Annotated in this window: 23 protein-coding genes, 1 tRNA gene and 1 riboswitch; of the genes, 12 read left to right on the forward strand and 12 right to left on the reverse strand. The window is 62.0% G+C overall.

Features of this window, described 5'->3' with window-relative positions; genetic code table 11:
• The 4 genes from BR71_RS08625 to BR71_RS08640 all read left to right on the forward strand — a co-directional run bounded on the left by BR71_RS08625 (window position 1) and on the right by BR71_RS08640 (window position 2,484).
• A tRNA-Asn gene (locus tag BR71_RS08625) sits at window positions 1-76 on the forward strand.
• Between the two features lie 89 nt (window positions 77-165).
• Window positions 166-1,014, forward strand: a complete 849-nt coding sequence (locus tag BR71_RS08630) for a DMT family transporter (protein ID WP_043635760.1) — start codon at window positions 166-168, stop codon at window positions 1,012-1,014.
• 73 nt (window positions 1,015-1,087) lie between these two features.
• Window positions 1,088-1,546, forward strand: coding sequence for a large conductance mechanosensitive channel protein MscL (mscL, locus tag BR71_RS08635; protein WP_019104144.1), 459 nt, complete (start codon window positions 1,088-1,090; stop codon window positions 1,544-1,546).
• A gap of 184 nt (window positions 1,547-1,730) precedes the next feature.
• Window positions 1,731-1,913: riboswitch (yybP-ykoY riboswitch) on the forward strand.
• A 1-nt stretch (window position 1,914) separates the two neighbouring features.
• Complete coding sequence (locus tag BR71_RS08640; RefSeq protein WP_043635767.1) at window positions 1,915-2,484, forward strand: TMEM165/GDT1 family protein; 570 nt, start codon at window positions 1,915-1,917, stop codon at window positions 2,482-2,484.
• Window positions 2,485-2,549: 65 nt separating this feature from the next.
• On the opposite strand, the gene BR71_RS08645 is transcribed toward BR71_RS08640, so the two are convergent.
• From BR71_RS08645 to BR71_RS08655, 3 genes are all read right to left on the reverse strand, one after another.
• A complete protein-coding gene (locus BR71_RS08645; RefSeq protein WP_043635770.1) occupies window positions 2,550-4,370 on the reverse strand; it encodes a methyl-accepting chemotaxis protein in 1,821 nt (606 codons plus the stop codon).
• Between the two features lie 199 nt (window positions 4,371-4,569).
• The gene (locus BR71_RS08650) at window positions 4,570-5,169 is read right to left on the reverse strand and encodes a methyltransferase domain-containing protein (RefSeq protein ID WP_043635774.1); all 600 of its coding nucleotides are present in this window, start codon (window positions 5,167-5,169) and stop codon (window positions 4,570-4,572) included.
• Window positions 5,170-5,177: 8 nt separating this feature from the next.
• Window positions 5,178-5,570 carry a DUF1289 domain-containing protein gene (locus BR71_RS08655; RefSeq protein ID WP_196783792.1) on the reverse strand — a complete coding sequence of 131 codons (393 nt, stop codon included), beginning with the start codon at window positions 5,568-5,570 and terminating at the stop codon, window positions 5,178-5,180.
• Between the two features lie 94 nt (window positions 5,571-5,664).
• Here BR71_RS08655 and BR71_RS08660 point away from each other — a divergent pair, with 94 nt between their 5' ends.
• Window positions 5,665-5,916: a hypothetical protein gene (locus BR71_RS08660; protein ID WP_019104139.1), complete on the forward strand. Its 252-nt coding sequence runs from the start codon at window positions 5,665-5,667 to the stop codon at window positions 5,914-5,916.
• Between the two features lie 55 nt (window positions 5,917-5,971).
• On the opposite strand, the gene BR71_RS08665 is transcribed toward BR71_RS08660, so the two are convergent.
• Window positions 5,972-7,261: an NAD(P)/FAD-dependent oxidoreductase gene (locus tag BR71_RS08665; RefSeq protein WP_043635781.1), complete on the reverse strand. Its 1,290-nt coding sequence runs from the start codon at window positions 7,259-7,261 to the stop codon at window positions 5,972-5,974.
• A gap of 133 nt (window positions 7,262-7,394) precedes the next feature.
• A complete protein-coding gene (locus tag BR71_RS08670) occupies window positions 7,395-8,573 on the reverse strand; it encodes an ABC transporter ATP-binding protein (RefSeq protein ID WP_043635784.1) in 1,179 nt (392 codons plus the stop codon).
• A gap of 660 nt (window positions 8,574-9,233) precedes the next feature.
• On the opposite strand from BR71_RS08670, the gene BR71_RS08680 reads away from it, so the two are divergent.
• From BR71_RS08680 to sbcB, 3 genes are all read left to right on the forward strand, one after another.
• A complete protein-coding gene (locus BR71_RS08680; protein WP_043635791.1) occupies window positions 9,234-10,022 on the forward strand; it encodes an alpha/beta fold hydrolase in 789 nt (262 codons plus the stop codon).
• A 30-nt stretch (window positions 10,023-10,052) separates the two neighbouring features.
• Entirely contained in the window at window positions 10,053-10,841 is a 789-nt protein-coding gene (locus tag BR71_RS08685; RefSeq protein ID WP_043635796.1) for an enoyl-CoA hydratase-related protein, read from the forward strand.
• 88 nt (window positions 10,842-10,929) lie between these two features.
• Window positions 10,930-12,345: an exodeoxyribonuclease I gene (sbcB, locus tag BR71_RS08690; RefSeq protein WP_043635801.1), complete on the forward strand. Its 1,416-nt coding sequence runs from the start codon at window positions 10,930-10,932 to the stop codon at window positions 12,343-12,345.
• Between the two features lie 555 nt (window positions 12,346-12,900).
• On the opposite strand, the gene BR71_RS08695 is transcribed toward sbcB, so the two are convergent.
• The 3 genes from BR71_RS08695 to BR71_RS23485 form a co-directional block, all read right to left on the reverse strand.
• Complete coding sequence (locus BR71_RS08695; RefSeq protein ID WP_043635805.1) at window positions 12,901-13,176, reverse strand: hypothetical protein; 276 nt, start codon at window positions 13,174-13,176, stop codon at window positions 12,901-12,903.
• On the reverse strand, window positions 13,173-14,216 hold the full coding sequence (locus tag BR71_RS08700) for a DMT family transporter (protein WP_052370442.1): 1,044 nt from the start codon (window positions 14,214-14,216) through the stop codon (window positions 13,173-13,175). Before BR71_RS08700 ends, BR71_RS08695 begins: the two co-directional genes overlap by 4 nt.
• 239 nt (window positions 14,217-14,455) lie before the next feature.
• On the reverse strand, window positions 14,456-16,171 hold the full coding sequence (locus BR71_RS23485) for a helix-turn-helix domain-containing protein (protein WP_081862603.1): 1,716 nt from the start codon (window positions 16,169-16,171) through the stop codon (window positions 14,456-14,458).
• A 419-nt stretch (window positions 16,172-16,590) separates the two neighbouring features.
• On the opposite strand from BR71_RS23485, the gene BR71_RS08715 reads away from it, so the two are divergent.
• The 4 genes from BR71_RS08715 to miaA all read left to right on the forward strand — a co-directional run bounded on the left by BR71_RS08715 (window position 16,591) and on the right by miaA (window position 21,290).
• On the forward strand, window positions 16,591-18,060 hold the full coding sequence (locus BR71_RS08715) for an aldehyde dehydrogenase family protein (RefSeq protein WP_043635808.1): 1,470 nt from the start codon (window positions 16,591-16,593) through the stop codon (window positions 18,058-18,060).
• A 50-nt stretch (window positions 18,061-18,110) separates the two neighbouring features.
• On the forward strand, window positions 18,111-19,814 hold the full coding sequence (gene betA / locus BR71_RS08720) for a choline dehydrogenase (protein WP_043635811.1): 1,704 nt from the start codon (window positions 18,111-18,113) through the stop codon (window positions 19,812-19,814).
• 22 nt (window positions 19,815-19,836) lie between these two features.
• Entirely contained in the window at window positions 19,837-20,097 is a 261-nt protein-coding gene (locus tag BR71_RS08725; protein ID WP_019103463.1) for a CBU_0592 family membrane protein, read from the forward strand.
• 215 nt (window positions 20,098-20,312) lie between these two features.
• Window positions 20,313-21,290 (forward strand): tRNA (adenosine(37)-N6)-dimethylallyltransferase MiaA, encoded by a 978-nt coding sequence (gene miaA / locus BR71_RS08730; RefSeq protein ID WP_043636055.1) that lies wholly within the window; start codon window positions 20,313-20,315, stop codon window positions 21,288-21,290.
• 4 nt (window positions 21,291-21,294) lie between these two features.
• On the opposite strand, the gene BR71_RS08735 is transcribed toward miaA, so the two are convergent.
• From BR71_RS08735 to BR71_RS08750, 4 genes are all read right to left on the reverse strand, one after another.
• Window positions 21,295-22,509 carry a M23 family metallopeptidase gene (locus BR71_RS08735; protein WP_162179205.1) on the reverse strand — a complete coding sequence of 405 codons (1,215 nt, stop codon included), beginning with the start codon at window positions 22,507-22,509 and terminating at the stop codon, window positions 21,295-21,297.
• Window positions 22,510-22,851: 342 nt separating this feature from the next.
• Window positions 22,852-23,199, reverse strand: coding sequence for a RidA family protein (locus tag BR71_RS08740; RefSeq protein WP_019103972.1), 348 nt, complete (start codon window positions 23,197-23,199; stop codon window positions 22,852-22,854).
• A 56-nt stretch (window positions 23,200-23,255) separates the two neighbouring features.
• Window positions 23,256-24,401 carry a trans-sulfuration enzyme family protein gene (locus BR71_RS08745; protein WP_019103973.1) on the reverse strand — a complete coding sequence of 382 codons (1,146 nt, stop codon included), beginning with the start codon at window positions 24,399-24,401 and terminating at the stop codon, window positions 23,256-23,258.
• Between the two features lie 56 nt (window positions 24,402-24,457).
• Window positions 24,458-25,834 (reverse strand): pyridoxal-phosphate dependent enzyme, encoded by a 1,377-nt coding sequence (locus BR71_RS08750; protein ID WP_043635817.1) that lies wholly within the window; start codon window positions 25,832-25,834, stop codon window positions 24,458-24,460.
• Between the last annotated feature and the right edge of the window lie 22 nt (window positions 25,835-25,856).

The following is a 25,856-nucleotide window of genomic DNA, read 5'->3' on the forward strand; positions in this document are numbered from 1 at the left end:
TCCCTGATAGCTCAGTTGGTAGAGCGACGGACTGTTAATCCGCAGGTCGCAGGTTCGAGCCCTGCTCGGGGAGCCAAGTTTCCAAAAGCCACAATCGCCAGATTGTGGCTTTTTCCATTTCCGCTTCCGTTTTACAATCGGCCCACCTTCCCCATTGGAATAATAATGATTTCCAAACCGATTGCTTTTGCCGGCGGCGCTATCTTGCTATGGGCTTCGCTGGCCACGCTTGGCACCCAAACCCGCTCGCTTCCCCCATTTTTCGTGGTTGGCGTCTGCCTGTTGATCGGCAGCCTGCTCAGTATCCGCCATTGCCGCGACTGGAAAGTGCCGCCGCGCACCTTACTGGTCGGAATCTATGGCTTGTTCGGCTACCATTTCTTGCTGTTCTTCGCATTTCGACACGCGCCGGCCATGGAAGCCAATCTGCTGAACTATCTATGGCCCTTGTTGATCGTGATGCTCGCGCCCATCCTGGTTCCCGGCACCATACTGCACGGCCGTCACATTCTGGCCGGCGCGCTGGGTTTCAGCGGAGCGGCGCTGATTGTCAGCGGAGGCAAGCTCGCCTTGTCCAGCAACTATCTTGTCGGTTATCTGCTGGCCATCGGCGCCGCCGTTGTGTGGTCGACTTTTAGCCTGCTGACGCGCAGGCTGCCCAGCTTCCCCAATAGCGCGGTCGGCGGGTTCTGCCTGCTGTCCGGCTTGCTTTCCCTACTATGCCACGCCCTGTTCGAACCCAACGTCGCCCCCAGCGCTGGTCAATGGTTGGCCTTGATCCTGCTGGGAATCGGCCCGATGGGCGGCGCCTTCTTCCTATGGGACCGCGCGCTGAAGGAGGGCGACCCCAGACAGATTGGCTCCTTGTCCTATGCCACGCCCTTGCTGTCCACCCTGCTGCTGATAAGCACCGGCCAAGGGCAATTGAACGCTATTGCAATAACCGCCATCGTGCTGATTCTTGGCGGGGCTCTACTTGGCAGCCTGCCCGTTCGTCCACGTTCGCTTGCTTGAGAATGCGCTTGAGGTGGAGCGCCGGCAATTGAATACCTTATAATGCTTAACGCTATTTAAACAGAGGTTAACCATGTCCATTATCAAAGAATTCAAAGAATTTGCCATGAAAGGCAATGTCATCGACTTGGCGGTCGGCGTGGTTATCGGCGGCGCCTTCGGCGCCATCGTCAAATCGCTGGTCGACGATGTGATCATGCCCCCCATCGGCCTGCTGGTCGGCAATGTCGATTTCTCCAATATGTTCTTCGTACTAAAAGAGGGCAGCAAGCAGCTTGGACCTTATGTGTCGGTGGCCGCGGCCAAGCAAGCCGGCGCCGTCACGCTGAATATCGGCCTGTTCATCAACGCCATGGTCAGCTTCACCATAGTGGCCTTCGCTATTTTCATGCTGGTCAAGGCCATCAATCGGCTGAAGCGCGAGGAGCCTGCCGCCGCCGCGCCGGCTCCCGCCACCAAAGAGTGCCCGTTCTGCGCATCCAATATTCCGGAAAAGGCTTCTCGCTGCCCTCAGTGCACATCTCAACTCTAAGCGCCTGCCCAAAGTCTCGCGAGTAAGAGCGAGACAAGGCGAAACAGGCTGAGAAAGCGGAGCGTACACACGGCACATGAGTATTTCGAAGACGTACTCACCGTGTAACGCTCCACAACGCGTAGCAGATCGTGAACAGGTTCAAAGTGCTCCGATTGCCCTGATACGCCAACTGATTTAGAATTTGCTGGTTCTGGGGGAGTAGCCTCGGCGCGATTTTCAGCGCCGGCATGCATCAACAGGCTTGGCCGTCACGGCCATGGTGCATGCGACGAAAACTTCCGTTTGGCAAGACCCATGACATGTCTGCGCAATGCGGGGCTGCGGCGCGGGCTTGTCATGGCGCATGCGCAGCCCCCGGAGTCTTCATGGAAGCCTTTCTCATTTCCACCGGAATCGTCGCCCTGGCTGAAATCGGCGATAAAACTCAATTGCTCGCCCTGATGCTGGCCGGCCGCTACCGCAAGCCGGTTCCCATCGTTCTCGGCATCTTCGTCGCTACTTTGTTCAATCATTTCGCCGCCGCAGCGGTAGGTCACTGGCTAATGAGCAAGATTGGACCGGATCTCATGCGTTGGGGGCTGGGTCTTTCCTTTCTCGCCATGGCGGGCTGGATGCTGATTCCGGACAAGCTGGATGAAGATAGCCGGCTCCTGGAGCGGTTTGGCGTGTTCGGCACCACCTGTATCGCTTTCTTTATCGCGGAAATGGGCGATAAGACGCAGTTGGCCACCGTAGCCCTGTCCGCGCGCTTTCCCGACGCCTTGCTGCTGGTGGTGGCCGGCACTACTTTGGGCATGATGCTGGCCAATGTGCCAGCGGTGCTCTTGGGCAAGGTGGCCGCGAAGAAGTTGCCGCAAAAAATGGTGCACACCATTGCCGCGCTGCTGTTTGCCGGCCTGGGCGTCGTCACTCTACTGACCCCGCTGCAAATTTGAAGCGCAGCTCAAAACAAAACGGAGGCCGCGGCCTCCGTTTTGTTTTGCTTCCACCCGGCAACATATCAGTTCCGGCCGGCTCCGCGTCCAAGCGATTCCAGCAGTTCCTCCGGGTTGAAGCCCAGTCGGAAGCCGCCCCAATGCTTGCCTGACAGCATGATGGGCAGCACCACCTCCGACAACACTTCTCCAGTATCGCGGGTGTACGTCTGCAACAGGAAGGATTGTGTGCTGCGAGCCGCGCGCAGGCCGGCGACGTCGGCAAACTTGCGCTTGTCTCGGCTATTGATCAAGTCCTTGGCCGGATCCCCGCTCAAGGGCTGGCTATACCAACTATTGTGAGTCGGCGCGTAGCCATTGGTATCCACCGCCAGACAGAACACGCCGCCGGGCACGGACTTGGCGGCGCGGTCGTACACTGGCTGCATCAGCTTTTCCAGCTTGGCATCGTACTGCGTGCGGAACTTGGCAGGCTTGGCGCCAGCGATGGGCTGGTAGTTTTGATCGAACAGCGGTACGCCCGCGGCCAGCTGCGTGGTCATGATGGCTTGCAACTCATCCCGCGCCCCCTGGGCCGTCTGCATGATCTGGTCGAACTCGCCCTCGCCCAAAATGAAGCGCGCCACTAACTGCTGCACCTGCTCCGCAGCGCCGGACAACTTGGTGGCCGACTCTTCCGTATGGTTCAGGCGGTCCGTCACTTGATGACCTAGCTCGTGAATTTCCGCCACATGAAGATTGACCTGTCCATTAGAGGCGACGAACTCCGACATGGTGGCGGCGATCTGACTGAGACTATTCGCCGTTGTTTCAAAGTCTCCCATCATCTTGCTGAAATGCTCCGACGCCTTGGAGACGATTTCGCGAGCAGACTTGGTGTCCTCGGTGATCTGGGCGGTTTCCACCTGGGTTTCCGACACCAGCCCCAGCATATCGTCGATATTATGCGAAATCTCGTCCGTCGCTTTTTTGACTCGCTCCGCCAGCTTGCGCACTTCATCGGCCACCACGGCGAAACCGCGTCCGCTCTCGCCGGCCCGCGCCGCTTCGATCGCCGCGTTCAAAGCCAACAGATTGGTCTGGTCCGACACATCCTTGATCAGATCCACAATGGTCTTGATGCTGGACGAGCGCTGGCTCAAATCATCAACAGTGTGGTTGAAATGGCCCACCTTCTGATTAATGCCGTAAATGCTCTCAGCCACGGACTTGAGCTCGGCGTAGGACTCCCGCGCCACGTCCAGGTTGGCCAGGGTGGTGGATGAAATCGCCTGGGTCTGCTCCGTGACCTGGCCCACGCCCTCGGTGCTCTGATCACTGGCGGCCCGGACTTGCGTCGCCAACTGATCCTGTTTGCGCGCCCCCTCCAGCGACTCAACCACATTCTTTCGGGTGCGCGCCGAATCCATCGCGATCCGCACCGTCATCAACCGCACATTGCTGATGATTTCGCGCATTTTCAGCAGAAAACGGTTATACGACAGCGACAGTTCGCGGATTTCATCGTGGGTGATGGTGGGAATGTCTCTGGACAGGTCGCCCTCGCCGGTGCCTATTTCATTGAAAATCCGGATAATCATTTTTAGAGGCCGGACAATCAAAAAACGAAGATACCAGACCATAAAGGCAATGAAGACGAAGCTGACCATCCACAGCGCCATCGTCCAAAACAGGGCTCCGTCTATGCTGGACTCGATGCCCGCCAACACTTGGGGCGAAGCGACTTGCCCTTTCAGCAGGCTCCGAATGTCTTCCAGAACATAATAAACATAAGCCACCATGCCCAACTGAAACAGGCTGATAAAAAAGAAACTGCACAATTTCTTGGTCAACGTATCCCAGAAAGTCTTTTCCACCAGGGTATACACGCGCCAGAACCACTGCATGACTTCTCCTCTTGCTCCGCAATCCTGTTCAGCGCCTGATTCAGGCCCCGCGCCATCCGGCGCTTTGGACCCGATTGCCGCTGTTATCTAGAATTATTGTTGTTTATTGACTTCAGTCAGCCATCCTAAGCGATGGCGGCCTTGTTTTTGGAATAGTTGGCGGACTATTGATTATCATCAAATAGGCAATGCCAATGTATTACAAATCTGCGCTTCCGTGTTGCCTTCTCCACACCATCCAGAATTCCTGACCGCCAAATACCGGCACGCCGTCCTCCTGCGGCTGACAGCTCTCCAACGCGAAAGCCGGCTCCAGCAAAGCGCTCAAGGCCGACATGCTCAGGCCGAACGGCGGGCCGCGCGGGGTGTCCGCGATGAAGAACACGCCCGCCAGCGCGCCGCCGGGGCGCAGCAAACGAGCCATGTGCTCCGCATAGCGTGTATGCAGGCGGGGCGGCAGCGCGCAGAGAAAGGCACGCTCAAACACCGCGTCGAAAGGCGGCTCGTGCTCGACGGCGAAAAAATCAGCCTGCTGGATATGAGCGGCCGCCTGCGGCCATTGCGCGCGCGCGATCGCCACGGCCTGCTCGCTGAAATCGATGGCCAACACCTGATGGCCGCAGTCCAGCAACAAGGGTAAATCTCCGGCGCTGCCGCAGCCTGGGAGCAGGATTCGGCTAGCCGGCTGACGCTGAAAAAACGCCAAGGCCTCCGGACTGGTTTGCGCGCCCTCCCAAGGGGTCACGCCATCGCGATAACGCACATCCCAAAACTCGGTCAAAGAACTGTCCTGCGCCATCTCTCCTCCTAGTGATGCTCAGCCCCTGCCTGCTCTCTCAGGAAGGCGGCAACCTGCGCCGGGCTCCAGCCGGCGCAATCCCGCTGACAAACCGCACCTTCCCTCTCTCGCCAAAACAGGCAGTCTCCATCCATGCGGAACCATAAGGACAGGCAAGGCACGCTCATCCACTCGCCGTCCTCAACTTGGTGAAGCTCCGGCAGGCAAGTGAAGACCGCGGCGATCTTCAACCCTCGCTGGCGCAGCGGCAGTTGCAACCAGACCCGTTCCCGCTCCTCCGCGTCCATAAAACACCAATTCGAGATTTCATCGAAGCTGCGCGCGCAGCCGCGGCAGATATCGTCGCCCACCGCGGTGGAACACACAGCGATGCAAGGCGAGTCAGGCCGTTCTGTCGTCATGCCCGTCCCTTGAAACAATAATGTCATATTTCTTGACGCGCCAAACTAAAGTGTCAGATAAATGAATAGTCATAAAAATAAAATATCCGCTGTCATGACCCGCAACGAAACCTTGATTTTCCGCACGCTGCGCCTGCTGCAGACCATGCACATCCAGTACCTGGACGAACACAAACTGTTCCTAGCGCTCTCTCGCGAATCCGGCGGCGAATACAGCGCGGACGACGTTCACGAGCATCTAGTCTACATGGAGCAAAACGGCTTGCTCAAACCCATCCGCACCGCGGACAACCATACCGCCTACGCGCTGGATTGGGGCGGCTACGATTATCTGGACCCCTCCTGAAAAGCAAAAAGGCAGCGCGAAGGCTGCCCATGATCCGCAACGCGTCAGCGCCGGTTCATAAATAATCCCGCATCCGGAAATAAGCCATACCCAGCACCAAGGCCGGCGTGCGCAACCAGCGGCCGCCGGGAAAGTGATTATGACGAATCTTGGCGAACAGGTCGAAGCGCGAAGCGTCGCCGGCCACCGCCTCCGCCACCACCTTGCCGGCCAAACCGGTGATGTTGACGCCGTGTCCGGAAAAACCCTGAAGGTAATAGATATTACCGTCCAAGCGTCCAAAATCAGGGGCGCGGTTTGCCGTGATATCGCAGAATCCGCCCCAAGCGTAGTCGATCTTGACGTCTGCCAGTTGCGGGAACACCCGCAACATGTCGCTGCGCATGCCTGCGGCCAGATTGGTCGGCTCGCGTCCGGAATAGCTGACCTTCCCGCCGAACAACAAACGGTGGTCGGCGGACAAGCGATAGTAATCCAGCACGAAATTGGTGTCGCACACCGCCATGTCGTTGGCGATCAGAGCCTCGGCCCGCTCATTGCCCAAGGGTTCGGTGGCAATTACATAGGTGCCGGCCGGCATGATCCGCCGCTCCAATTCCGGCACCAGCGCGCCAATATAGGAGTTGCAAGCCAACACCACCTGGGTGCAATTGACCACGCCCTGCTCAGTCGCCACTTGCGGCCGCGCGCCGCGGGTCAGGCGCAATGCTGGGCTTTGCTCGTAAATGGCGACGCCCGCCTCGCGCGCGGCTCGGGCCAGCCCCAGCGCATAGTTCAAGGGATGCAGATGACCCGAGCGCGGATCGTAAAGCCCCCCCTGATAGCGCTCGCTGGCTAGCCGCGTTCTGAGCTCGGCCTTATCCCACAGCTGCATGCCGCTGTAGTCATAGGTCTGCGCCGCCTCGCGCTGCCAGTCCTCCAATTCCTGCATTTGCCGCGGCTTAACCGCCACGCTGATATAGCCGCGTCGCCAATCGCAGTCGATGCGGTGCTGGCTCACCCGCTGCTCAATGATCTCCACCGCCTCCACCGACATATTCCACATCTGCTTTGCCAGGCTGTCGCCCAGCTGCGCGCGCAACGTGTCAATGCCGCAGGCGAACCCGGAAATCACCTGTCCGCCATTGCGCCCGGAAGCGCCAAAGCCTATCTGCGCGCCTTCCAACAACACGACGGAAAATCCTCGCTCCCGCAGGTTCAACGCCGCCGACAAACCCGCCAGCCCGCCGCCCACCACACAGACATCGCAGTCGACCGCGCCTTGCAACGCCGCCCCGGGCTCCCAAGGCTGAGCGGTGGCGGCGTAATAGGATGGCGCATGGGCTTGATGGGCAAAACGAAGCATGGAAACCTCTCATGAAGACAAATGATGCGGCGGCAGGATCAAGGGATGGACAAACGCGTCAAAGCCTTTCCTTTCGCGATGGAAGATGAAAAAAGCGGATACCCGGCCGCGGGCATCCGCTTGCGGACAGCTCTTACCGGGTCAAAACCACTGGAACATCCTGCCGCCAGCTGACGAACACCGCGTCGCCCCAGGTTGGCGCGGTTTCGCCCGCATCATACCAGCGCGAAGACGGCACCACCGATTTGACGACCTTGCCGCTGGCCAGTTTCACGTGATAGATGGAATAACTGCCCAGATAGGCAATGTCCTCCACCACGCCGGCTGCGACATTAGGCCCCGCCGGCAGCGGTTTGATGTCCAGCCGCACATCTTCCGGGCGAATGCTGGCCCAAACACGCATGCCCTTGGGGCCGGTAATCCCGTGATCGATGCGGATGTCCCCGCCCAGCTCCGGCGAGCGGATTTCCACCAGGTCCGGTTCGTCCACCACCACCGCGCCCTCGAAAATATTACTCTCGCCAATGAACTCCGCGGTGAAGCGACAGTTGGGGTAATCGTAAATTTCAGACGGCGTGCCCACTTGCAACAAGGAGCCCTCGCTCATGATGCCGATGCGGCTGGCCATGGTCATCGCCTCTTCCTGATCATGAGTCACCATGATGCAGGTCACCCCCACCTGTTCGATGGTGTTGACCAGTTCCAGTTGGGTCTGTTGGCGGAGTTTCTTGTCCAGAGCGCCCAAGGGCTCGTCCAGCAGCAGCAGCTTGGGGCGCTTGACCAGGCTGCGCGCCAGCGCCACGCGTTGCTGCTGACCGCCCGACAATTGATGCGGCTTGCGGTTGGCGTACTTGCGCATCTGCACCAGGTCCAGCATCTTGCCCACCCGCTCGGCGATCTCGCCCCGGGACACCTTATCCTGCTTCAAACCAAAGGCCACGTTCTGCTCCACCGTCATATGCGGAAACAGCGCGTAGCTCTGGAACATCATGTTCACCGGCCGCTCGTATGGCTGCAGGCCCTGCATGTCTTCCCCGTCGAGGATGATGCGGCCCGAAGTCGGCGTCTCCATCCCCGCCAACATGCGCAACAGCGTGGACTTGCCGCAGCCGGAGCTGCCGAGCAAGGCGAAAATTTCATTTCTGCGGATATCCAGATCGACATGATCCACCGCGACATGATCGCCGAACTTTTTCAGTACGCCGGCAATGCGCAGATAAGCCTTGTCTGCGTCGGTCTGCGCCTCGGCGGCTTGGGCGTTGTGGGCGGAAAAAGCGGCTTGGGCCGGTTTGGCGGCAACAGCTTGCGTCATTGAGTCGTTCCCTCTATTGCAGTTCCGCAGCGGCGCGGGCCTGCTGCGTCCGCCGCGCGGCCCCCATCTCGAGGCGGCGCGGCGGCAATCGAATGCCTTGCTTGATGATCGCGCCGGTCGGGGCCGGCGCGCATGGGGTCAAGAGTCCGTCCGGCTTTCCGCGCCGGCCGGCGGCCCCGCCGCGAGGGCGCGTGGCCATGCCGCCACCGCCGTGTCCGTTGCCAACATGATGTCTCCTCTGTGCGGCGCCGATAGCTGCCGCGGCCGGACGGCCGCGACGATAGCAAGCGCCTTTGTCGTTTTAGTCTTGAACAGAAGCCTATGCCACGTTTAATAAATTTGACAACATCTAGTGCAAACACTCTCGAAAAATTATCTCCGCTGTGGCGCGCGCGCCTCACCCGGACAGATCAGCAGGGCCCGCCAATCAGGCGGGCGCGATCAAGATGGCCGGCAAACGCGGCATGATCGTTATTGTTTAATTCGTCAAACACTTTACCCTTATCCAACGCTTGGGAACCGCCCGCGTAAATGCCGGCGTTGCGCCGGCCCGTCTTCCTGAGCCCGCGCCGCCAGCAAATTGCCCCGCAAGCGCCGGCGCGCTCTAGAATGAAGCATGCATGTTGACGTCGCCCAACGCCTGACCAAAGGAAAAACGCCATGCCCTATGCCGAAATCTCAGGACACAATGTCTATTACGAACTCAGCGGGCAGGGCGCCCAAGTGCTGGTGCTATTCAATGGCATCACCATGTCTACCGCAGCCTGGGCTCTGCTCCAGCCTCAATTGGAGCCGCATTTCCAGCTGTTGCGCTTCGATTTTCTCGGCCAGGGCCAAAGCGACCACCCCGGCGGCGACAAATATCCGCTCGGCGAACAAGCCGACCTCGCCGCCGGTCTGTTGAATCATTTGGGCATTGCCGAGGTCTATCTCACCGGCTTGTCTTACGGCGGCATGGTGGCGCAGCACTTCGCGCACCGTCATCCCAACCGCGTGTCGCGCCTGCTGTTGGCCGCCACGCTGGCTTGGGCCGACAGCGTCAACAATCACATCAGCGACAGCTGGATCGCGGCCAATCAAAGCGGCGGGCTGGACTTGCGCTACGCGGTCAGCGTCCCCTGGCTGTTTTCCAGCCGTTTTCTCGCCAGCAACGCCGCCATGCTGGACGATATGAAGTTGATTGCCGGCATGGTGGACTGGGATGCGGTGATCCGGCTGATCGCCGGCGTCACCGAGCACGACGCGCGGACCTGGCTGCACGAGCTGGCCATGCCCTGCCATATACTGGTTGGCGACGAAGACCGCCTGACGCCCTTGTATCAGGCCGAATTGCTGCGCGAACGCCTGCCCGCCGCGCAGCTGGAAATCCTGCCGGGCGCCGGCCATGTATTGCATATCGAGGCCGCGGACGCCTTTGTCCGCAGCATTATCCGTTTTGGCCACAGCTAAAACGCCCATCGTCAGAACAAGGAGAACCGAATGACCGTCGAGTCCGTTTTGCTTGCCGTTGATCCAAAGGGAATCGCCACCATCACCCTCAACCGCGCCGAGCTGCTGAACGCGCTGGACGACAACACCGTCGGCCTGCTGACCGCGATGCTGGAAACCCTGGCCGAAGACCCGAGCGTGCGCGCCGTGGTATTGACCGGCAGCGGCATCAGCTTTTCCGCCGGACACGATATCGACTGGATGCGGCGGATGGCCGGTTTCGGGCGCGAAGAGCTGGAACGCCACGCCCGCCTTCTGGCTAAGCTGCTGCGCACGCTGGACACTTTGCCCAAGCCCACCATCGCCAAAATTCAGGGATCCGCCTTCGGCCTGGGCGCAGGGCTGGTCGCCTGCTGCGACGTGTCCATCGCCAGCTCGGAAGCGCTGTTCAGCTTTTCCGAAGTCAAACTGGGGGTCATCCCCGCGCTGGTGGCGCCCTATATGGTCCGCGCCATCGGAGAGAGATCAACGCGCCGTTACTTCATGACCGCGGAGCGCTTCAACGCCGGCAAGGCCAAGCGCCTGGGACTGGTGCACCAAGTGGTGGAAAGTGATGAGCTGGACATGGCGGTGGACTTCCTGATCAACCATCTGCTGATCAACGGCCCGGCGGCCATGCTGGAAGCCAAACGCTTGCTGGCCGACATCGCGGGCCTGGGCGTGGGGGAAGACAGCATGGAAATCTGCATCCAGCGCATAGTCTCCGTCCGCCTGAGCGAAGAGGGCCGCGAAGGCATCCAGGCCATGCTGGAAACACGCAAACCCTCATGGATGGATTGAGCGCCGCGGACGCACGAGAACGGCGCGGCTGGCCCCGCCGCCCCTATGGATGCGACAATGCGGCCAACTTCACCGCATTGTTGCCGCCATGTCCAATCACAGCTTCTTTTGGCACGATTACGAAACCTTCGGCGCCGTGCCCCGCCAGGACCGCCCGTCGCAGTTCGCCGGCATCCGCACCGACGCCGATCTCAATGAAATCGGCGAGCCGGTCATGCTCTACGCCCGGCCGGCGCCCGATTACCTGCCGTCTCCGGTGGCCTGCCTGCTGACCGGCATCACCCCGCAGTGGTGCTTGCAGCATGGCGTGGCCGAGCACGAATTCGCCGGCGTGATCGAACGCGAACTGGCGACGCCGGGCACGATTGGAGTTGGTTACAACTCAATCCGCTTCGACGACGAAGTCACCCGCTTTCTGTTCTGGCGCAATCTGATGGACCCCTACGCGCGCGAATGGCAGAACCAATGCGGCCGCTGGGATCTGCTGGACCTGGTGCGCGCCACCTTCGCGCTGCGCCCGGACGGCATTCAATGGCCGCAACACGAAGACGGACGTCCCAGCTTCAAACTGGAACATCTAAGCGCCGCCAACGGCCTGGCCCACGAAGCCGCCCACGATGCGCTCTCCGATGTGCGCGCCACCATTGCGCTGGCGCGCCTGATCAAACAGCATCAGCCCAAGCTGTTCGACTTCTACCTGTCGCTGCGCAAAAAAGACGCGGTCAAGGTTCAGCTCAGCCTTCACGCCCCCAAGCCCGTGCTGCACGTTTCCGGCATGTACGGCGCGGAGCGCGGCAATATGGCCGTGGTCTGGCCGCTGGCGGCCCACCCGTACAACGCCAACGAGGTCATCGTCTGGGACTTGTCCCACGACCCCCGCGAACTGCAAGGCCTGGGGCCGGACGCCATCCGCGAACGCCTGTACACCCGCAGCGAAGACCTGCCCGAAGGCGTGCAGCGCCTGCCGCTCAAAACCGTGCATATCAATAAATCGCCCTTCGTGGTCGCCAATCTCAAGGTGCTGAGCCCGGAACGCGCCGCGCATTGGGGCCTGGACATGGAGCAAGTCCAGCGGCACGCGGACTACGCCGGTGCCTTGCCGGACCTGACCCCGGTCTGGAGAAAAGTCTATAAGCGCGAGTCAGGCGAGCCCCGCGACGTCGACGAGAACCTCTACGGCGGATTCGTTTCAAATAACGACCGCAAAGTGCTGACCAAGCTGCGCCGCATGTCGGCCGACCAGCTCGCCGGTGAAATGGCTTTCTTCGAGGACCCGCAACTGGCCGAACTCTTGTTCCGTTACCGCGCGCGCAACTTCCCGCGTTCCCTGTCCGGCGAGGAGCAACAGCGCTGGCAGACATGGCGCCAAGCCAAGCTTAACCGCGGCCCCGGTCGTGATTTTCAGCAATTCCGTCAAGAACTGGCGGAGGCCCGCGCCGGCGAGCTAAACGAACAGGCGCAAAGCGTGCTGGCACAGTTGGAGGCCTACGCCGCGCAGCTGTAAGAACCCAATCACAGTCTCGCGAGCAAGAGCGAGACAAGGCGGAAACAAGCGAAAAAGCGGAATGTACACGTGGTACATGAGCATTTTGAGCTTGTACTCACCGTGCGACGCTTCACGAAGCGCAGCAGACTTTGAACAGGCTCCAAGACTACAGCGTCCGCACATAACGCCTGGCGACGAACAAAGCCGCCAGGCTCAAGCCCACGATCATGATCATCGCCAAGGTCGATGCGCCTTCATAGCCCCAATAACCAGACATATATCTCCCTTTAAAGCCTGTTCATAAATCTGTCGCTCCGTGAAGATACGACGTTGCAGCGCCTTCGAAAGGCTAATGCCTCATCGCCATGCCGCCGCCTCAGAACCCGTTCAAAGTCTCGCGAGCCAGAGCGAGACAAGGCGAAAACGAGCGAAAAGCGGAATGGTCGAGAGGTACATGAGCATTTCGAAGCGGTACTCACCGTGTCACGCCTCACGAAGCGCGGCAGATTATGAACAGACTCTTAGCCATTCACACCTTGTCTCGCCGTTACCCGCGCGGTAGCTAACAGGTTCTCAAGCCAAACCGGTCTGGCGCATGCGCTCCAGCCCAAAATCGCTGACGCGATAGTTGAACAGCAGACGCGCCCCCTCTTCTTGCCAGCGCTCGCACAGCGCCACCACCAGGCCGCTGGCGCTCAAATCCGCCAGGCAGGCCCGTACCATGCCCAAACAATAAGCATCATCCGGTTTGTGGTACTCCCAGCAGATACGCCGGGCCAGCTCCACATCCCACAAACCCGGTTGCCCGGCCAGGGTTTGCAGAATGAAACCTTTGATATGCACCTTCATGCCCCCTCCTCCACATTGCGCACCGCGCCCGGATGGCGCTCACTGTCCGACACCATGACGAAGCCGCCCAGAATCACCAAGGCCAGGCCAATCAGAAAATGCCACTCGGGAAAGTTCAAGGTAAACGCCGCGGTGAACAGCGTCGCGAACAGCGCGTAGAAAGCGCCGATAGCCTGGCCGCGCCCAACACCGATCAAGGGAAAGGATTTGTACCAGGCCACCGCGCAGAAAGCGAAACTGAGCCCGCCCACCGCCAAATAGAGCATAGGCCGCCACGACCATAGCTCGCCGGCCAGCGAATACACCGGCAAAGGGGTCAACCAGGCCAACGCCGGCAAAATCAGCAACACCCAATACAGCGCCTCTGCCAGATAACGGATCGCCACCCCGCAATCGGGATCGGTCACATCCATCGCTCGTCCAACGATGGCGCCCTCCAGCCCCCAGCCCAGCGCAGCCAGCGCGCCGCCCAGATAGCCCAGCCAGCGCGCGGCGCCCTCTCCGGCCAGGTCGCCTGACAGGCCCGGCGCGTAAATCGCCGCCCCTCCCAGCACGATCACCGCGATGCCCAGTGCCGCGCGGCGGCCTATCCGCTCGTGATACCACAGGCGCGCCAGCGCCGCGCCCACCACCGGGTACAACAGGCCAGCCACTGCGGCGAACACCGCGCCCACATAGCCCATCGCCAGGTAGGAGCCGAAATTGGCCATCAAACCGCCCAATACCGCCGCCAGGAAATACCACTTGGAAATGCCGCCGAAACGCCATAGCGTGCGAAAGAAGTCGGCCAGCTTGCCCAAGGCTGCCAGCCATAACAATTGAAACGCCGCCACCAGGCAAGCGTGAAAAGCCGTCAACACCGCGGCCGCCATCAAAAACGGCTCGGGCCGCCCTTGCGCCAGCCCGGCCAGCGGCGCCTCGTGCCACACCGCGGCGCCCGGCACATACCATGCGCCCCACAACACCGCCGCACAAAGCGCCCAGCCATAGCCCCAGCGGGTCCGGCGGCGGAGATACTGCTGTCTGTGGATGCTGTTCATAGCGCGTCAGCTCCGGTTATCGGACGCCGCCCACACACTCTGCGGCGCCTACTCTGGGTTGAAACGCAACAAGACTCTATCCATCTGCCTTGCCAGACGAGGCACAAAAATTACCATAAGTTAATTTTTTTACCAACAGTAAATCAAAATGCCGTCGCCAATATGTGACCGCAAAGCGGGCGCAAAAAAGCCCGCCGACAAGCGGCGGGCCCCATGTCCCCCTTGGCAAACCGCAGGAATCAGCGCGGCCCCAGGGCTCCGATCAAGCGATCCAGCACGCCGTCGCTTCCCCGATCCGCCGCCAAGGACAACACCAGCGGCAAGGTTTTGCCGCCCTCGGCATGCCATAGCACATCCAACTGCGCGCGGCTGGACATATTGAATATCCCTTCCAGGCTGTCCAACCAGCCCTGCCTCGACACGATGCGCAAGCCATCCAGAAAACGCTGTTCGGGGGCCTCCTCCAAGGCCTCGCCGAACAACAGCCGCGCGGCCTGCGGCGACAAGCGCAAGCGCCCGGCGGCAAGGTCCCACTCCCAGCTGGCCATGGCTATGGACTGCAGCGCCAGCTCGCTACGGAGCCGGGCCTCCTCCAGCGCGCGGCGGGCAGCGCGGCGCTCGGCCGCTTCCTCCACTACGGCAATCAAATGCCATGGCTCGCCGCTCACGGGATGACGGCTCAGCGAGACGCTGACATTCACCCAGACATGGCCGCCCTGTTTGCGCAGCAAACGCTTCTCCAGCGAAAAACTGGCCACCTCCCCGCTCAGCAGCCTATCCAACCTCAATAGATTGTCTTCCAGATCCTCGGGATGGGTCAGTTGCTGAAAGCTCATCCCCTCCATCTCTTGCGGTGAATAACCGGCCATCTCGGCCAGGCGCCGATTCACCTTGAGCCAACGTCCGTCCAGACCCAGATGCGCCAACCCCAGCGCCGCCTGTTCGAAAATCTCCCGAAAGCGCTCCTCGCTCTCGCTGTAGGCCAGCGCGGCCTGTCGGGTGTCGGTCACGTCTTGTGTAGCGCCTATCATCGCCTCCGCCCGCCCTTCCCCGTACAAGACCTCGCCCTCTTCGTGGATATGTCGGCGACGGCCGTCAGGCAGCAAGATGCTGTACTCCACGCAATAGGGTTGGCGCTCGTCTATCGCCCGTCGGATGGCCTGATCAATGCGCCCCCGGTCCTCCGGTGCCATCGCGGCGAAGTAGCGCTCCATCGTTACTTTGAAGGCCTGCGGTTGCCAGCCGAAAATCCGGTAGGCCTCGTCCGACCAGATACAGTCGTCGTTGCGCACGTCCCAAAACCAGCTCCCCAGATGAGCAATGGACTGCGCCTTGTCCAGAATGGCCTGGTTCTGGCGCAGCGCCTGCTCGGCCAGGCAACGCTGGGTGATGTCGAAGCTGACGCCTATCATCTTGACCGGCCGGCGGTCCGCGTCCGGCACGCAAGTGGCGCGCGAGGCGATCCAGCGCGTTTCGCCCGTCGGCCAGCGCACGCGGAACTCCGCCTCGTAAGCAAGGCCGGAACTTAAGCATGTCTCCAGTTTGGCGCGCAGCGCTGGCGCGTCGGCCGGCTCCAGGGCTAGCCAGAAATCCGTCAGCTCGCGGACGGGGCGGCCGAACAGCTGTTCCGCGTTGGCGGAATAGGCCACCGCATCGCTCAGGATGTTCCATTCCCAAGTCACAATGCCGGAAACCTCCTGCGCAAACTTCATCCGCGCTTCGCTTTCCATGATCTCGGCCAGATGCTTGCGACGGATCTCCGTCAATTGCGCGTCCGTCGTTGCCGCCGTGGCGAGATCCAGCACCGCTTGTTCGCCGTAGCGCAGCCATATCCAGTTCACGCCTAGAAAATCGGCCAACACCCGCAACTTGCGGTATTCGATCTCCCCCCCGCGTGTCCATTTGTGAACGGCCGCGGACGACACGCCCAGGGCTTCCGCCACTTGTTTGAGCATGACGCGCTTACGTCCCAGCACGTCTTTCAGACGAACGGCGAAGGTTTCATCCCCGGCGGGAACTGCGGCTTGACTGAGTTGATTTGACGACACAGAACTGGTAGCGGCGGCGGGCCGCGCCTCCTGGGTAATTGAATGCGAACGGGACGCGGCGATGCGCGCGCGCCACAGCCTACGGCTGTCGACCCGCCATGTTAACCCAGGCTAGAAAAATCCCGAAGCGGACTAAAGAATCCGGCGCAGCCAAACCTCAACGGGCCTCCGCCCTGGCGGGAACGCGAGCGATATAGCCAAAGCAAATCAAGCCATCGCCGCCATAGCCGGACCTGGATTGCAGTCCATGGCTAATCGACACTACAATTAAACCAAAGGTAAATTAATTTACCAATAGTTAATTTTACATTCTGTGCGAGGCTGCCATGATCTCAACCCAGCTCTTCATCGATGGCCAATGGCGCGACGCCGCCAATAGGCAAACCCGTCCGATTCTCAACCCCTGCGATGAAAGCGTGATCGCCGCCGCCGCGGACGGCGGCCGTGCCGACGCCCGGGCCGCCATCGCCGCAGCGCGCGCGGCTTTCGATCACGGTCCCTGGCGCTCCAGCACTCAGCGACAACGCAGCCGTCTGCTGCTGGACATCGCCCAACGGGTGGAACGCGAGAGCGAAAGCCTCGCCGCCTTGGAGACGCTGAACACCGGTAAGACCTTAAGCGAGAGCCGCACCGACATGGGCGACATCGCCGCCACCTTCCGTTATTTCGCTGGCCTGGTGGCCACCGAAAGCGGGCAGGTCAATTCCGCTCCTGAGCACGTGATCAGCCGAACCTTGCACGAGCCGGTGGGCGTCTGCGGCCTGATTACTCCCTGGAACTACCCCTTGCTGCAAGCGGCCTGGAAGATCGCGCCGGCCCTAGGCGCCGGCAATTGCGTGTTGCTCAAGCCCAGCAGCCTGACCCCGCTCAGCAGCTGGCGCTTCACCCAGTTGCTGGCCGAGCTGGACTTGCCTCCCGGCGTGTTCAACCTGGTCAGCGGCAGTTCCGAGGTAGGGGCCGAATTGGCGGAGCATGCCGATGTCGACCTGCTGTCCTTCACCGGCGGCGCCCAGGCGGGGGCCAGCATCATGCGCGCCGCCAGCGGCAACTTCAAACGCATCGCCCTGGAGCTGGGCGGCAAGAACCCCAACATCGTCTGCGCAGACGCCGATCTGGACGCCGCCGTCGACTACGCGCTGAATGCCGCCTTCTTTCACGCCGGCCAGGTCTGCTCGGCCGGTTCGCGGCTGCTGCTGCAAGACGAGATTCACGACGACTTCGTGAAGCGGCTGGCGGAACGGCTGCCGCGCATCGTCGTCGGCCCCGGCCAGCAGCCGGACACGCAAATGGGACCAGTGCAGTCGTCCCAACAACACGACAAGATCCTGAGTCTGATCGCCGCAGGCGTGAAAGAAGGCGCCCGCCTGGTCTATGGGGGAGGCCGTCCGGATGGAGAGCGCTACCGTAAGGGCTACTGGCTGCAACCCACGCTGCTGGTCGACGTCCACGCGGACATGCTCATCGCCAAGGAAGAGATCTTCGGCCCGGTCATCACCGTGGAGCGCTTCCGCGACGAGGCCGAGGCGCTGCGGCTGGCCAACAACACCCCTTACGGCCTGGCGGCGGCGGTGTGGACCCAAGACCTGGCGCGCGCCAACCGCATGAGCCGCGCGCTGCGCTTCGGCACGGTTTGGGTCAACGACTACCACCCCTACTTCCCGGAAGCGCCGTGGGGCGGCTTCAAATCCAGCGGCATAGGCCGCGAGCTTTCGCGCATCGGCCTGGACGAATACACCGAGCTGAAGCACAGCTACATCAATCTGGCGCCCAAGCCCATGGGGTGGTTCGGCGCTTGAACCTCCCATCGCCCGGCCCCCGCCTTCGTTCACGTCCGAGGAGAATCAAGATGAGCACCACTCAGGAATACGACTACATCATCGTCGGCGCCGGCTCCGCCGGCGGCGTGCTGGCGGCGCGGCTGAGCGAGGACAGCGACGTCAGCGTGCTGTTGCTGGAGGCGGGCGGCCCGGATTGGCGGCTGGACTGGCGTACCCAAATGCCGGCGGCGCTGGCTTATCCCTTGCAAGGCACCACCTATAACTGGGCCTATATGACCGAACCGGAGCCGCATATGGGCGGACGACGCATGGCCCAGGCGCGCGGCAAGGGGCTGGGCGGCTCCTCTCTGATCAACGGCATGGTCTATATCCGCGGCAATGCGCTGGATTATCAGGGCTGGGCCGAGCTGCCGGGTCTTGGCGACTGGAGCTACGCCGACTGCCTACCTTATTTCCGCAAGGCGGAAACCTATGACAAGGGCGCCAACGACTATCACGGCGGCGATGGGCCGCTTCACGTGACCACGCCCAAGGCCGGCATCAGCCCTCTGTTCGAAGCCTTCATCGAGGCCGGCGAGCAAGCCGGCTACCGCCGCACCGACGATCTCAACGGTTACCGCCAGGAGGGCTTCGGCCCGATGGACCGCACCACCACCGCACAGGGACGGCGCTGCAGCGTGTCTCTGGCCTATCTGGACGCTGCCCGCGACCGCGCCAACCTTTCGGTGAAAACCCGTGCGCTGGCGGACCGCGTCTTGTTCGACGGCGCGCGCGCCGTCGGCGTGCAATATCTGCAGGGCGAGCGCAGCCAACGCGCCCGCGCCTTGCGCGAAGTCATCGTCTGCAACGGCGCGATCGCCTCGCCGCAGCTACTGCTGCGCTCCGGTGTCGGCGACGCCGCCGAGCTCGGCCGCCACGACATCGCCGTGGTCGCCCACCTGCCCGGGGTCGGCGCCAACTTGCAGGACCACCTGGAAATGTATCTTCAGTATGAATGCCTGAAGCCGGTGTCGCTGTACCCGTCGCTGAGCTGGTGGAACAAGGCCCGCATCGGCGCCCAGTGGTATCTGAACGGTAGCGGCCTGGGCGCAAGCAATCACTTCGAAGCCGGCGGCTTCATCCGCAGCGACGAGGGCTTCGCCTTCCCCAATCTGCAATACCATTTCTTGCCGCTGGCGGTGAATTACGACGGCAGCCACGCTGTCAAGATGCACGGTTTCCAATGCCACGTCGGCTCAATGCGCTCGCCCAGCGTCGGCCACGTCAAACTGGCCAGCCGCGACCCGCGCGACCCTCCTCAACTTCAATTCAATTACATGGCCCACGACACCGACTGGCGGGAGTTCCGCGCCGCGGTGCGGCTCACGCGCGAGATCATCGGCCAACGCGCGCTTTCCGCCTTTCGCGGCCGGGAAATCCAACCCGGCGCGCGGGTAAGCAGCGACAGCGAAATCGATCACTTCGTCAAAACCCACGCCGAAACCGCGCTGCATCCGTCCGGCACCTGCAAGATGGGCAGCGCCGACGACCCGGCGTCGGTGGTCGACCATCAGGGCCGCGTGCACGGCTTGTCCGGCCTGCGCGTGGTGGACGCGTCCCTCATGCCGCGCATCGTCACCGGCAATCTGAACGCGCCCACCATCATGATGGCGGAGAAGATCGCCGATCAGATCCGCCAACTGCCGCCGTTGCCGCGCTCGAACGCGCCGTTCTACCAGGCCGCCCGCGAGCAAGCCTCCGCGACGGACGATGCGCAAGCGCTTCCCCTATAGCCGTTTTCCCAGGAGCTTCGCCATGTACGACCTCATCGGCCTGATCGGCGTCATCAGCTATCTGGGCGCTTACTTAGGCAGCCAGCTATTCGGCTTGCGCACATCGGACCTTCGCTATTTCGTCCTGAATCTGCTAGGTCCGGTCTGTATCCTGGTATCGCTGTCCAACCACTTCAACCTGGCGTCCTTCGTCAACCAGTGCATGTGGTTCCTCATCACCCTGGGCGGCTGGTGGCGCGCCAGCCGCCGCCGGGCGCTGCCGGCGCCAGAATCCGGCTCTTGAGAACGTGTTGACGATCTGCGAGCAGGGCGAGACAAGGCGACAACGGCCGGGAAAGCGGAATGTACGCGTGGTATATGAGCATTTCGAAGCCGTACTCACCGTGGGGCGCCTCACGACGCGCAGCAGATCGTAAACAGATTCTGAGTCATGGGCGGCGCTGTCCGCCCATGATCCACTTATGCGACAATCCGCCGATTGAACCGCAAGACCCGCTCATGAACGACATTCCGCACGCCATCCTGCTGATGGGCCCCACCGCCTCCGGAAAAACCGGCTTGGCGCTGGAATTGGCTCGACATTTTCCGGTGGAGATCATCAGCGTGGACTCCGCGCTGGTCTATCGCGACATGGACATCGGTACCGCCAAGCCCAGCGCGGCGGAAATGGCGCAATGTCCGCATCACCTGATCGACATTATCAGCCCGCTGCAAAGCTATTCCGCCGCTCAGTTCCACGCCGACGCCAACCGGCTGATCCGCGAGATCAACGCCCGCGGGCGGCTGCCCTTGCTGGTGGGCGGCACCATGCTTTACTACAAGGCCTTGCTGGAAGGCTTGTCCGACCTGCCGCGCGCCGACGCCGCGCTGCGCGCGCAATTGGACGCCGACGCCGCGCAAGCCGGCTGGCCAGCGATGCACGCGCGGCTGGCGCAACTGGACCCGGACACCGCCGCCCGCCTCAATCCCAATGATTCGCAACGCATCCACCGCGCGCTGGAAGTCTGCCTGCTCAGCGGCGAGCCGATGTCGCGCTTGTTGGCTCGCGGCAAGGAAGCCGCGGCGGATTTCCGCCTGCTGTCGCTGGGTCTGGTGCCTGCGGAACGCGGCTGGCTGCACCAACGCATCGCACAACGCTTCGAACTGATGCTGGAACAAGATTTCCTGGCCGAAGTACGGCGCCTGCGCGCCGATTATCCGGCGCTGACGCTGGAGCTGCCGTCGATGCGTTGCGTCGGCTATCGCCAGGCCTGGGAATATCTGGACGGCGCCGGCGATGAGCAAACCTTCATCGACAAGGGCGTCGCCGCTACCCGCCAGTTGGCCAAGCGCCAGCTGACCTGGATGCGCAGCCTGGACCTTGTGCCGGTCAACGCCCAGCGGGCCGACTTGGCCGAAGAGCTGGGCGCCGCCGTCGCCGCCTTCCAGGCCGGCGAGCCCATGCCCGCCGGCCTGCGTTTCAACGGCGTGTATTAATTGCTCACCAGGGCCGGCTGGCCGACGCGCACAGCGGCACCACCGGTCCGTTGCTGCCTGTATCGAGGAAGCCGTCGCTGATCCAATCGCCTCCGCGGGTGCGGTTCCACACATCGGTGCGGCCCCATACGCCCTCCACCGCTTCGGCGCGCACATGGCACTGCAAAGCGACGCTCTCTCCGCGATTGACCGTGCCGGTGACGCCGGCGCTCAGGCTGGGCGCGCTACGCAGATTCACCCTCCCCTCGCCCTGCGCCGGCGTCGCCACCCCGCTGGCGCCCGCGGGCGCGCCGCCGCCGTAGTTGTTCAGCAGGCCGCCTACATTGACCCGCGTCCCGTTGCGCAAAGCGTACCCTTGGTAAGCGCGGTTGCCGGCGAAGAACTGCCAGCCGCCGAACAGCTTGCCGTTCACCGGCTCGGCCCGGCCCTGATACAACAAGGAAAAATGCACGTGCGGGCCGGTGGTGCTGCCGCCGCAAGGCAGGCCATTGCCGATGGTGCCCAGATAAGCGCCCGGATTGACCCGCGTCCCGTCCGCCAGCGTGTTCAGATTGATCATATGGTAGTAAGTGGACGAGAAGCCGTTGTCGTGCACCAGCTTGACCAAGCCGCTACCGCCGCGCACGCAGCTCTTGTAGATCACCCCTGCCTGCGGCGCGAGCACCCTGCCGTCTCCGCCGGCGAAATCGATGGAATCGTAAGGCTGACTTTCGCCGCTGTAGCCGTGCGGGCCGCCGGTCATTCGCCAAGCCGCGCCCTGACGCCACGGCAGCCCCAGGCCGGTGGCGTTGGGCGCGAACGGCTGTCCCGGCCGGACCGACTGACTGCCCCAGGCGCGGCGCTCGTCCGCGCTGAGCCAGTTCGCCGGCGCCTGGGTCAACATCGCCGCGAAACCCGGGCTGCCTTCCAGCTCCAGCGTCCAGCCTTGCGCGTCGCGGCGCGCCAGGAACAGCTTGGACACCGGCACATGGTCCATCGCCGCGATCGTGGTCATCGTCGGCAGGGGCTGGGTTACCGACCCCAGCACCCAGCCTCCGTCCTCGCTGTCGCGATTGACCTCCACCAGCATATCCAGCGCCTCCCCCTTGGCCAGCGGCAACAAGGGCTGCAAGGCCTTGGCCGCCGCCTGACGCAACAGCGGGTCCGGCTGCTTCGATTCCGCCTGCGCGCCGCCGGCCAAGCTTGCCAATACCGCCATCATTAGAGCTGCTTGTTTCATTTTGGGCTCCATTCCTGGTTGGGAAAAACCAAAGCGACGCAATGCCAATGACATTACGCCGCGAACCATAGGGTTATAGAAAGACCCGTTCTTATTTCCTGCTGGCCTTTGGCCCAGCAGACAGCCTACAAAAATCAATAAAAAAGCCCACGTCGCATGACGTGGGCGGTGGCGGCGGCAAGGACCTTTTAGAACCTGTTTACGGTCTGCTGCGCGTCGGCGAGATGGATAGAAAGGGGCATTGAAAACGGCTTCGAAATGCTCATCTAACGCGCGTACATTCCGCTTTCTCAGCCGCTTTCGCCTTGTCTCGCCTTAGCTCGCGAGATCGTAAACACGTTCTTAGCGTGCGGCCACCAGCTTGATTTCCACTTTCCAGGCCGGATTGGCCAGCTTGGCTTCCACCGTGGCGCGCGCAGGCACGCTTCCAGCCGGCACCCAGGCGTCCCAGGCGGCGTTCATCGCATCGTAATCGACCAGGTTGGCCAAGAAGATGGTGACGTCGACGATCTTGCTCTTGTCCGAATCCAGCTCCGCCAACAGCGCGTCGATCTGGCCCAGCACGTTTTCAGTTTGCGCCTTGGCGTCGGCGTCGGTGTTTTCCGGCACCTGGCCAGCCAGGAAGATCAGGCCGTTGGTGACCACGGCTTCTGCCAGACGCGCGCCTTGCTTGTGACGATAAATGCTCATGCGGATTCCCCTTGGTGAGTCGGATCAAGACAAATATTCTAACCCGGTCGCGCAGGCTATTGCCATGCCTGACGCAAGTCCTCGATCAGCGCGGCCTCGCCCTCGATGCCCACCGACAAACGGATCAGATTATCGGCAATGCCCAGCTCGCGCCGACGTTCAAGCGGAATCGACGCATGCGTCATCGCCGCCGGCAGGCACACCAGGCTCTCCACTCCGCCCAGGCTTTCCGCCAGCGTGAACAACTTCAAACGCGCCAGCACCCGCCGCGTTTCTTCGGCGTCGCCTTTCAAATAGAAAGACACCACGCCGCCGAAACCCTGCATCTGCCTGCGCGCCAGCTCATGTTGCGGATGGCTGGCCAAGCCCGGATACAATACCCGCTCCACCTGCGGCTGGGCTTCCAGCCAGCGCGCCACCGCCAGCGCGTTGCTGTTGTGGCGCTCCACCCGCAGGGCCAGCGTGCGCAAGCCGCGCAACACCAAGAAACTGGCGAACGGGTCCAGCACCGCGCCGACGGCGTTGTGCAGGAAAGCCAGTTGCTCGGCCAGCTCAGGCCGCCGCCGGCTCACCACCGCCGCGCCGGCGATCACGTCGGAATGACCGTTCAGATATTTAGTGGCGGAATGGACGACGATGTCGAAACCGAAAGCCAGCGGCCGTTGCACCACCGGCGAGGCGAAGGTGTTATCCGCCACCGTGATCAGGCCGTGCCGCCGTCCCAGCTCGGCCACCGCCGCCAAATCCACCAGCTGGTTCAGCGGATTGGACGGGGTTTCCACCCAAATCATGCGGGTGTTCGGTCGGATCGCCGCCTGCAAGGCCTCTAGGTCCTCCGACGCCACATAGCTAATCTCCAGCTGAGCGCTTTGCTTGCGCACCTGCTCGAACAATCGATAAGTGCCGCCGTACAGATCGTTGACCGCGATCAGGTGGCTGCCCGCCGGCAGCAGCTCCAGCACCGTGGCGATGGCCGCCAGGCCGGAGGGAAAGGCGTAGCCGCGCACGCCGTCTTCCAGCTCCGCCAAAGCGCGCTCCAAGGCTTCGCGCGTCGGGTTCTGCGAACGTGAATACTCGTAGCCGCTGTGTTCGCCCGGCGCGTACTGCCGGTAAGTGGAGGTGGCGTAGATGGGCGGAATTACCGCGCCGAAGGCGTCCTGATGCAGTCCGGCGGTGATGGATAAAGTGTTGAAATCGGTCATGGCGTTTACTTTCAATACGGATGGCCGGTCCCGTTCGGACCGGCGCTTAATTAGGACTAAACGGAGCGCGAGCGCGGCTGACGGCGCCAGAAAGCCAGCAGGTCGGCCTGAGTGATCAGGCCCAGATAGCGCTCGCCGTCCACCATCAAGGCAACGTGGCCGTCGTTGAAAATATGCAGCAGATCCTGCAAAGAAGCCCGCGGCGACAGGGTGCGCACCTCGCTGGTCATCGCGCTGCGCACGTTCTGACGGAAGTTTTCCGGCTCGCCGTGCACTAACAGCAGCAAATCCCACTCGTCCAGAATGCCGACCACCTTGTCATCGGCCAGCACCGGCAACTGCGACACATCGTGCAGGCGCATGCGTTGATACACCACGTTCAAGGGCTCGTCCGGGTGGCAGGAAACGGTGCTGCCGTCGGCATGGCGGCGCACGATCAAGTCGGTCAGATCGCCCAGCCGCGGCAGCTCCACCAAGCCGTTGTCCACCAGCCAATCGTCGTTGTACATCTTGGATAAATACTTGTTGCCGCTGTCGCACACCAGCGTCACCACCCGCTTGGGCTCGGTTTGGACGCGGCAATAACGCAAGGCCGCCGCCAGCAACGCTCCGGACGAGGATCCGGCCAGAATGCCCTCCTGGCTCAGCAAAAGACGGGCGCTGTCGAAGCTTTCCTGATCGCTGATGCGATAAGCGCGCTTGACCAGGCTGAAATCGGTTTGCGGCGGGATGAAGTCCTCGCCTATGCCTTCGATCAGCCAGCTGCCGGCCTCGCCGTGCCGTCCGGTTTCAACATGGTCGGCCAATACCGAGCCCACCGGATCCGCCAGCACGATCTCCACTTGCGGCGCCTCTCGGCTGAAAAAACGCGTCAGCCCGGTCAAGGTGCCGCTGGAGCCGACGCCCACCACCACCGCGTCCAGTTCATGACGCATCTGCTCCCAGATCTCCGGGCCGGTGCCGGTTTCATGCGCCAGCGGATTGGCCGGGTTGTTGAACTGGTCGATGTAATAAGCGTCCGGCGTTTCCTTGGCGATACGCGCGGCCAAGTCCTGGTAATACTCCGGATGCCCCTTGCCCACGTCGGACCGGGTCAGCACCACTTCCGCACCCAAGGCCTGCAGATGCAGAATCTTCTCCCGACTCATCTTGTCCGGCACCACCAGCACCAGCCGATAGCCTTTTTGCGAAGCCACCAGCGCCAACCCCAAACCGGTGTTGCCGGCGGTGGCCTCGACAATGGTTCCGCCCGGTTTCAGCTTGCCTTCGCGCTCGGCCGCGGCAATCATCGACAACGCCACCCGGTCCTTGATCGAACCGCCCGGATTGTGGCTTTCCAGTTTCAAATACAGCTCGCACAGGCCGGTGTCCAGATGCGCCACCTTTACCAGCGGCGTATTGCCGATCAAGGACAAAACGGATTGGTCTTGCATATTGAAATCTCCTAGCTACCGC

The sequence above is a fragment of the Chromobacterium haemolyticum DSM 19808 genome (genome assembly GCF_000711885.1).
Classification (GTDB): Bacteria; Pseudomonadota; Gammaproteobacteria; order Burkholderiales; family Chromobacteriaceae; genus Chromobacterium; species Chromobacterium haemolyticum.

What these genes read in the sequence shown, in the direction of transcription:
- BR71_RS08735 (WP_162179205.1), bottom strand. Translation starts at nt 22,509, where the DNA reads ATGAAACAAGCAGCTCTAATGATGGCGGTATTGGCAAGCTTGGCCGGC.
- BR71_RS08660 (WP_019104139.1), top strand. Translation starts at nt 5,665, where the DNA reads ATGACCCGCAACGAAACCTTGATTTTCCGCACGCTGCGCCTGCTGCAG.
- BR71_RS08650 (WP_043635774.1), bottom strand. Translation starts at nt 5,169, where the DNA reads ATGGCGCAGGACAGTTCTTTGACCGAGTTTTGGGATGTGCGTTATCGC.
- BR71_RS08740 (WP_019103972.1), bottom strand. Translation starts at nt 23,199, where the DNA reads ATGAGCATTTATCGTCACAAGCAAGGCGCGCGTCTGGCAGAAGCCGTG.
- BR71_RS08700 (WP_052370442.1), bottom strand. Translation starts at nt 14,216, where the DNA reads ATGAACAGCATCCACAGACAGCAGTATCTCCGCCGCCGGACCCGCTGG.
- BR71_RS23485 (WP_081862603.1), bottom strand. Translation starts at nt 16,171, where the DNA reads ATGCTCAAACAAGTGGCGGAAGCCCTGGGCGTGTCGTCCGCGGCCGTT.
- betA (WP_043635811.1), top strand. Translation starts at nt 18,111, where the DNA reads ATGAGCACCACTCAGGAATACGACTACATCATCGTCGGCGCCGGCTCC.
- BR71_RS08665 (WP_043635781.1), bottom strand. Translation starts at nt 7,261, where the DNA reads ATGCTTCGTTTTGCCCATCAAGCCCATGCGCCATCCTATTACGCCGCC.
- BR71_RS08640 (WP_043635767.1), top strand. Translation starts at nt 1,915, where the DNA reads ATGGAAGCCTTTCTCATTTCCACCGGAATCGTCGCCCTGGCTGAAATC.
- mscL (WP_019104144.1), top strand. Translation starts at nt 1,088, where the DNA reads ATGTCCATTATCAAAGAATTCAAAGAATTTGCCATGAAAGGCAATGTC.
- BR71_RS08695 (WP_043635805.1), bottom strand. Translation starts at nt 13,176, where the DNA reads ATGAAGGTGCATATCAAAGGTTTCATTCTGCAAACCCTGGCCGGGCAA.
- BR71_RS08680 (WP_043635791.1), top strand. Translation starts at nt 9,234, where the DNA reads ATGCCCTATGCCGAAATCTCAGGACACAATGTCTATTACGAACTCAGC.
- miaA (WP_043636055.1), top strand. Translation starts at nt 20,313, where the DNA reads ATGAACGACATTCCGCACGCCATCCTGCTGATGGGCCCCACCGCCTCC.
- BR71_RS08715 (WP_043635808.1), top strand. Translation starts at nt 16,591, where the DNA reads ATGATCTCAACCCAGCTCTTCATCGATGGCCAATGGCGCGACGCCGCC.
- BR71_RS08725 (WP_019103463.1), top strand. Translation starts at nt 19,837, where the DNA reads ATGTACGACCTCATCGGCCTGATCGGCGTCATCAGCTATCTGGGCGCT.
- BR71_RS08645 (WP_043635770.1), bottom strand. Translation starts at nt 4,370, where the DNA reads ATGCAGTGGTTCTGGCGCGTGTATACCCTGGTGGAAAAGACTTTCTGG.
- BR71_RS08750 (WP_043635817.1), bottom strand. Translation starts at nt 25,834, where the DNA reads ATGCAAGACCAATCCGTTTTGTCCTTGATCGGCAATACGCCGCTGGTA.
- BR71_RS08655 (WP_196783792.1), bottom strand. Translation starts at nt 5,570, where the DNA reads ATGACGACAGAACGGCCTGACTCGCCTTGCATCGCTGTGTGTTCCACC.
- BR71_RS08685 (WP_043635796.1), top strand. Translation starts at nt 10,053, where the DNA reads ATGACCGTCGAGTCCGTTTTGCTTGCCGTTGATCCAAAGGGAATCGCC.
- BR71_RS08745 (WP_019103973.1), bottom strand. Translation starts at nt 24,401, where the DNA reads ATGACCGATTTCAACACTTTATCCATCACCGCCGGACTGCATCAGGAC.
- BR71_RS08630 (WP_043635760.1), top strand. Translation starts at nt 166, where the DNA reads ATGATTTCCAAACCGATTGCTTTTGCCGGCGGCGCTATCTTGCTATGG.
- sbcB (WP_043635801.1), top strand. Translation starts at nt 10,930, where the DNA reads ATGTCCAATCACAGCTTCTTTTGGCACGATTACGAAACCTTCGGCGCC.
- BR71_RS08670 (WP_043635784.1), bottom strand. Translation starts at nt 8,573, where the DNA reads ATGACGCAAGCTGTTGCCGCCAAACCGGCCCAAGCCGCTTTTTCCGCC.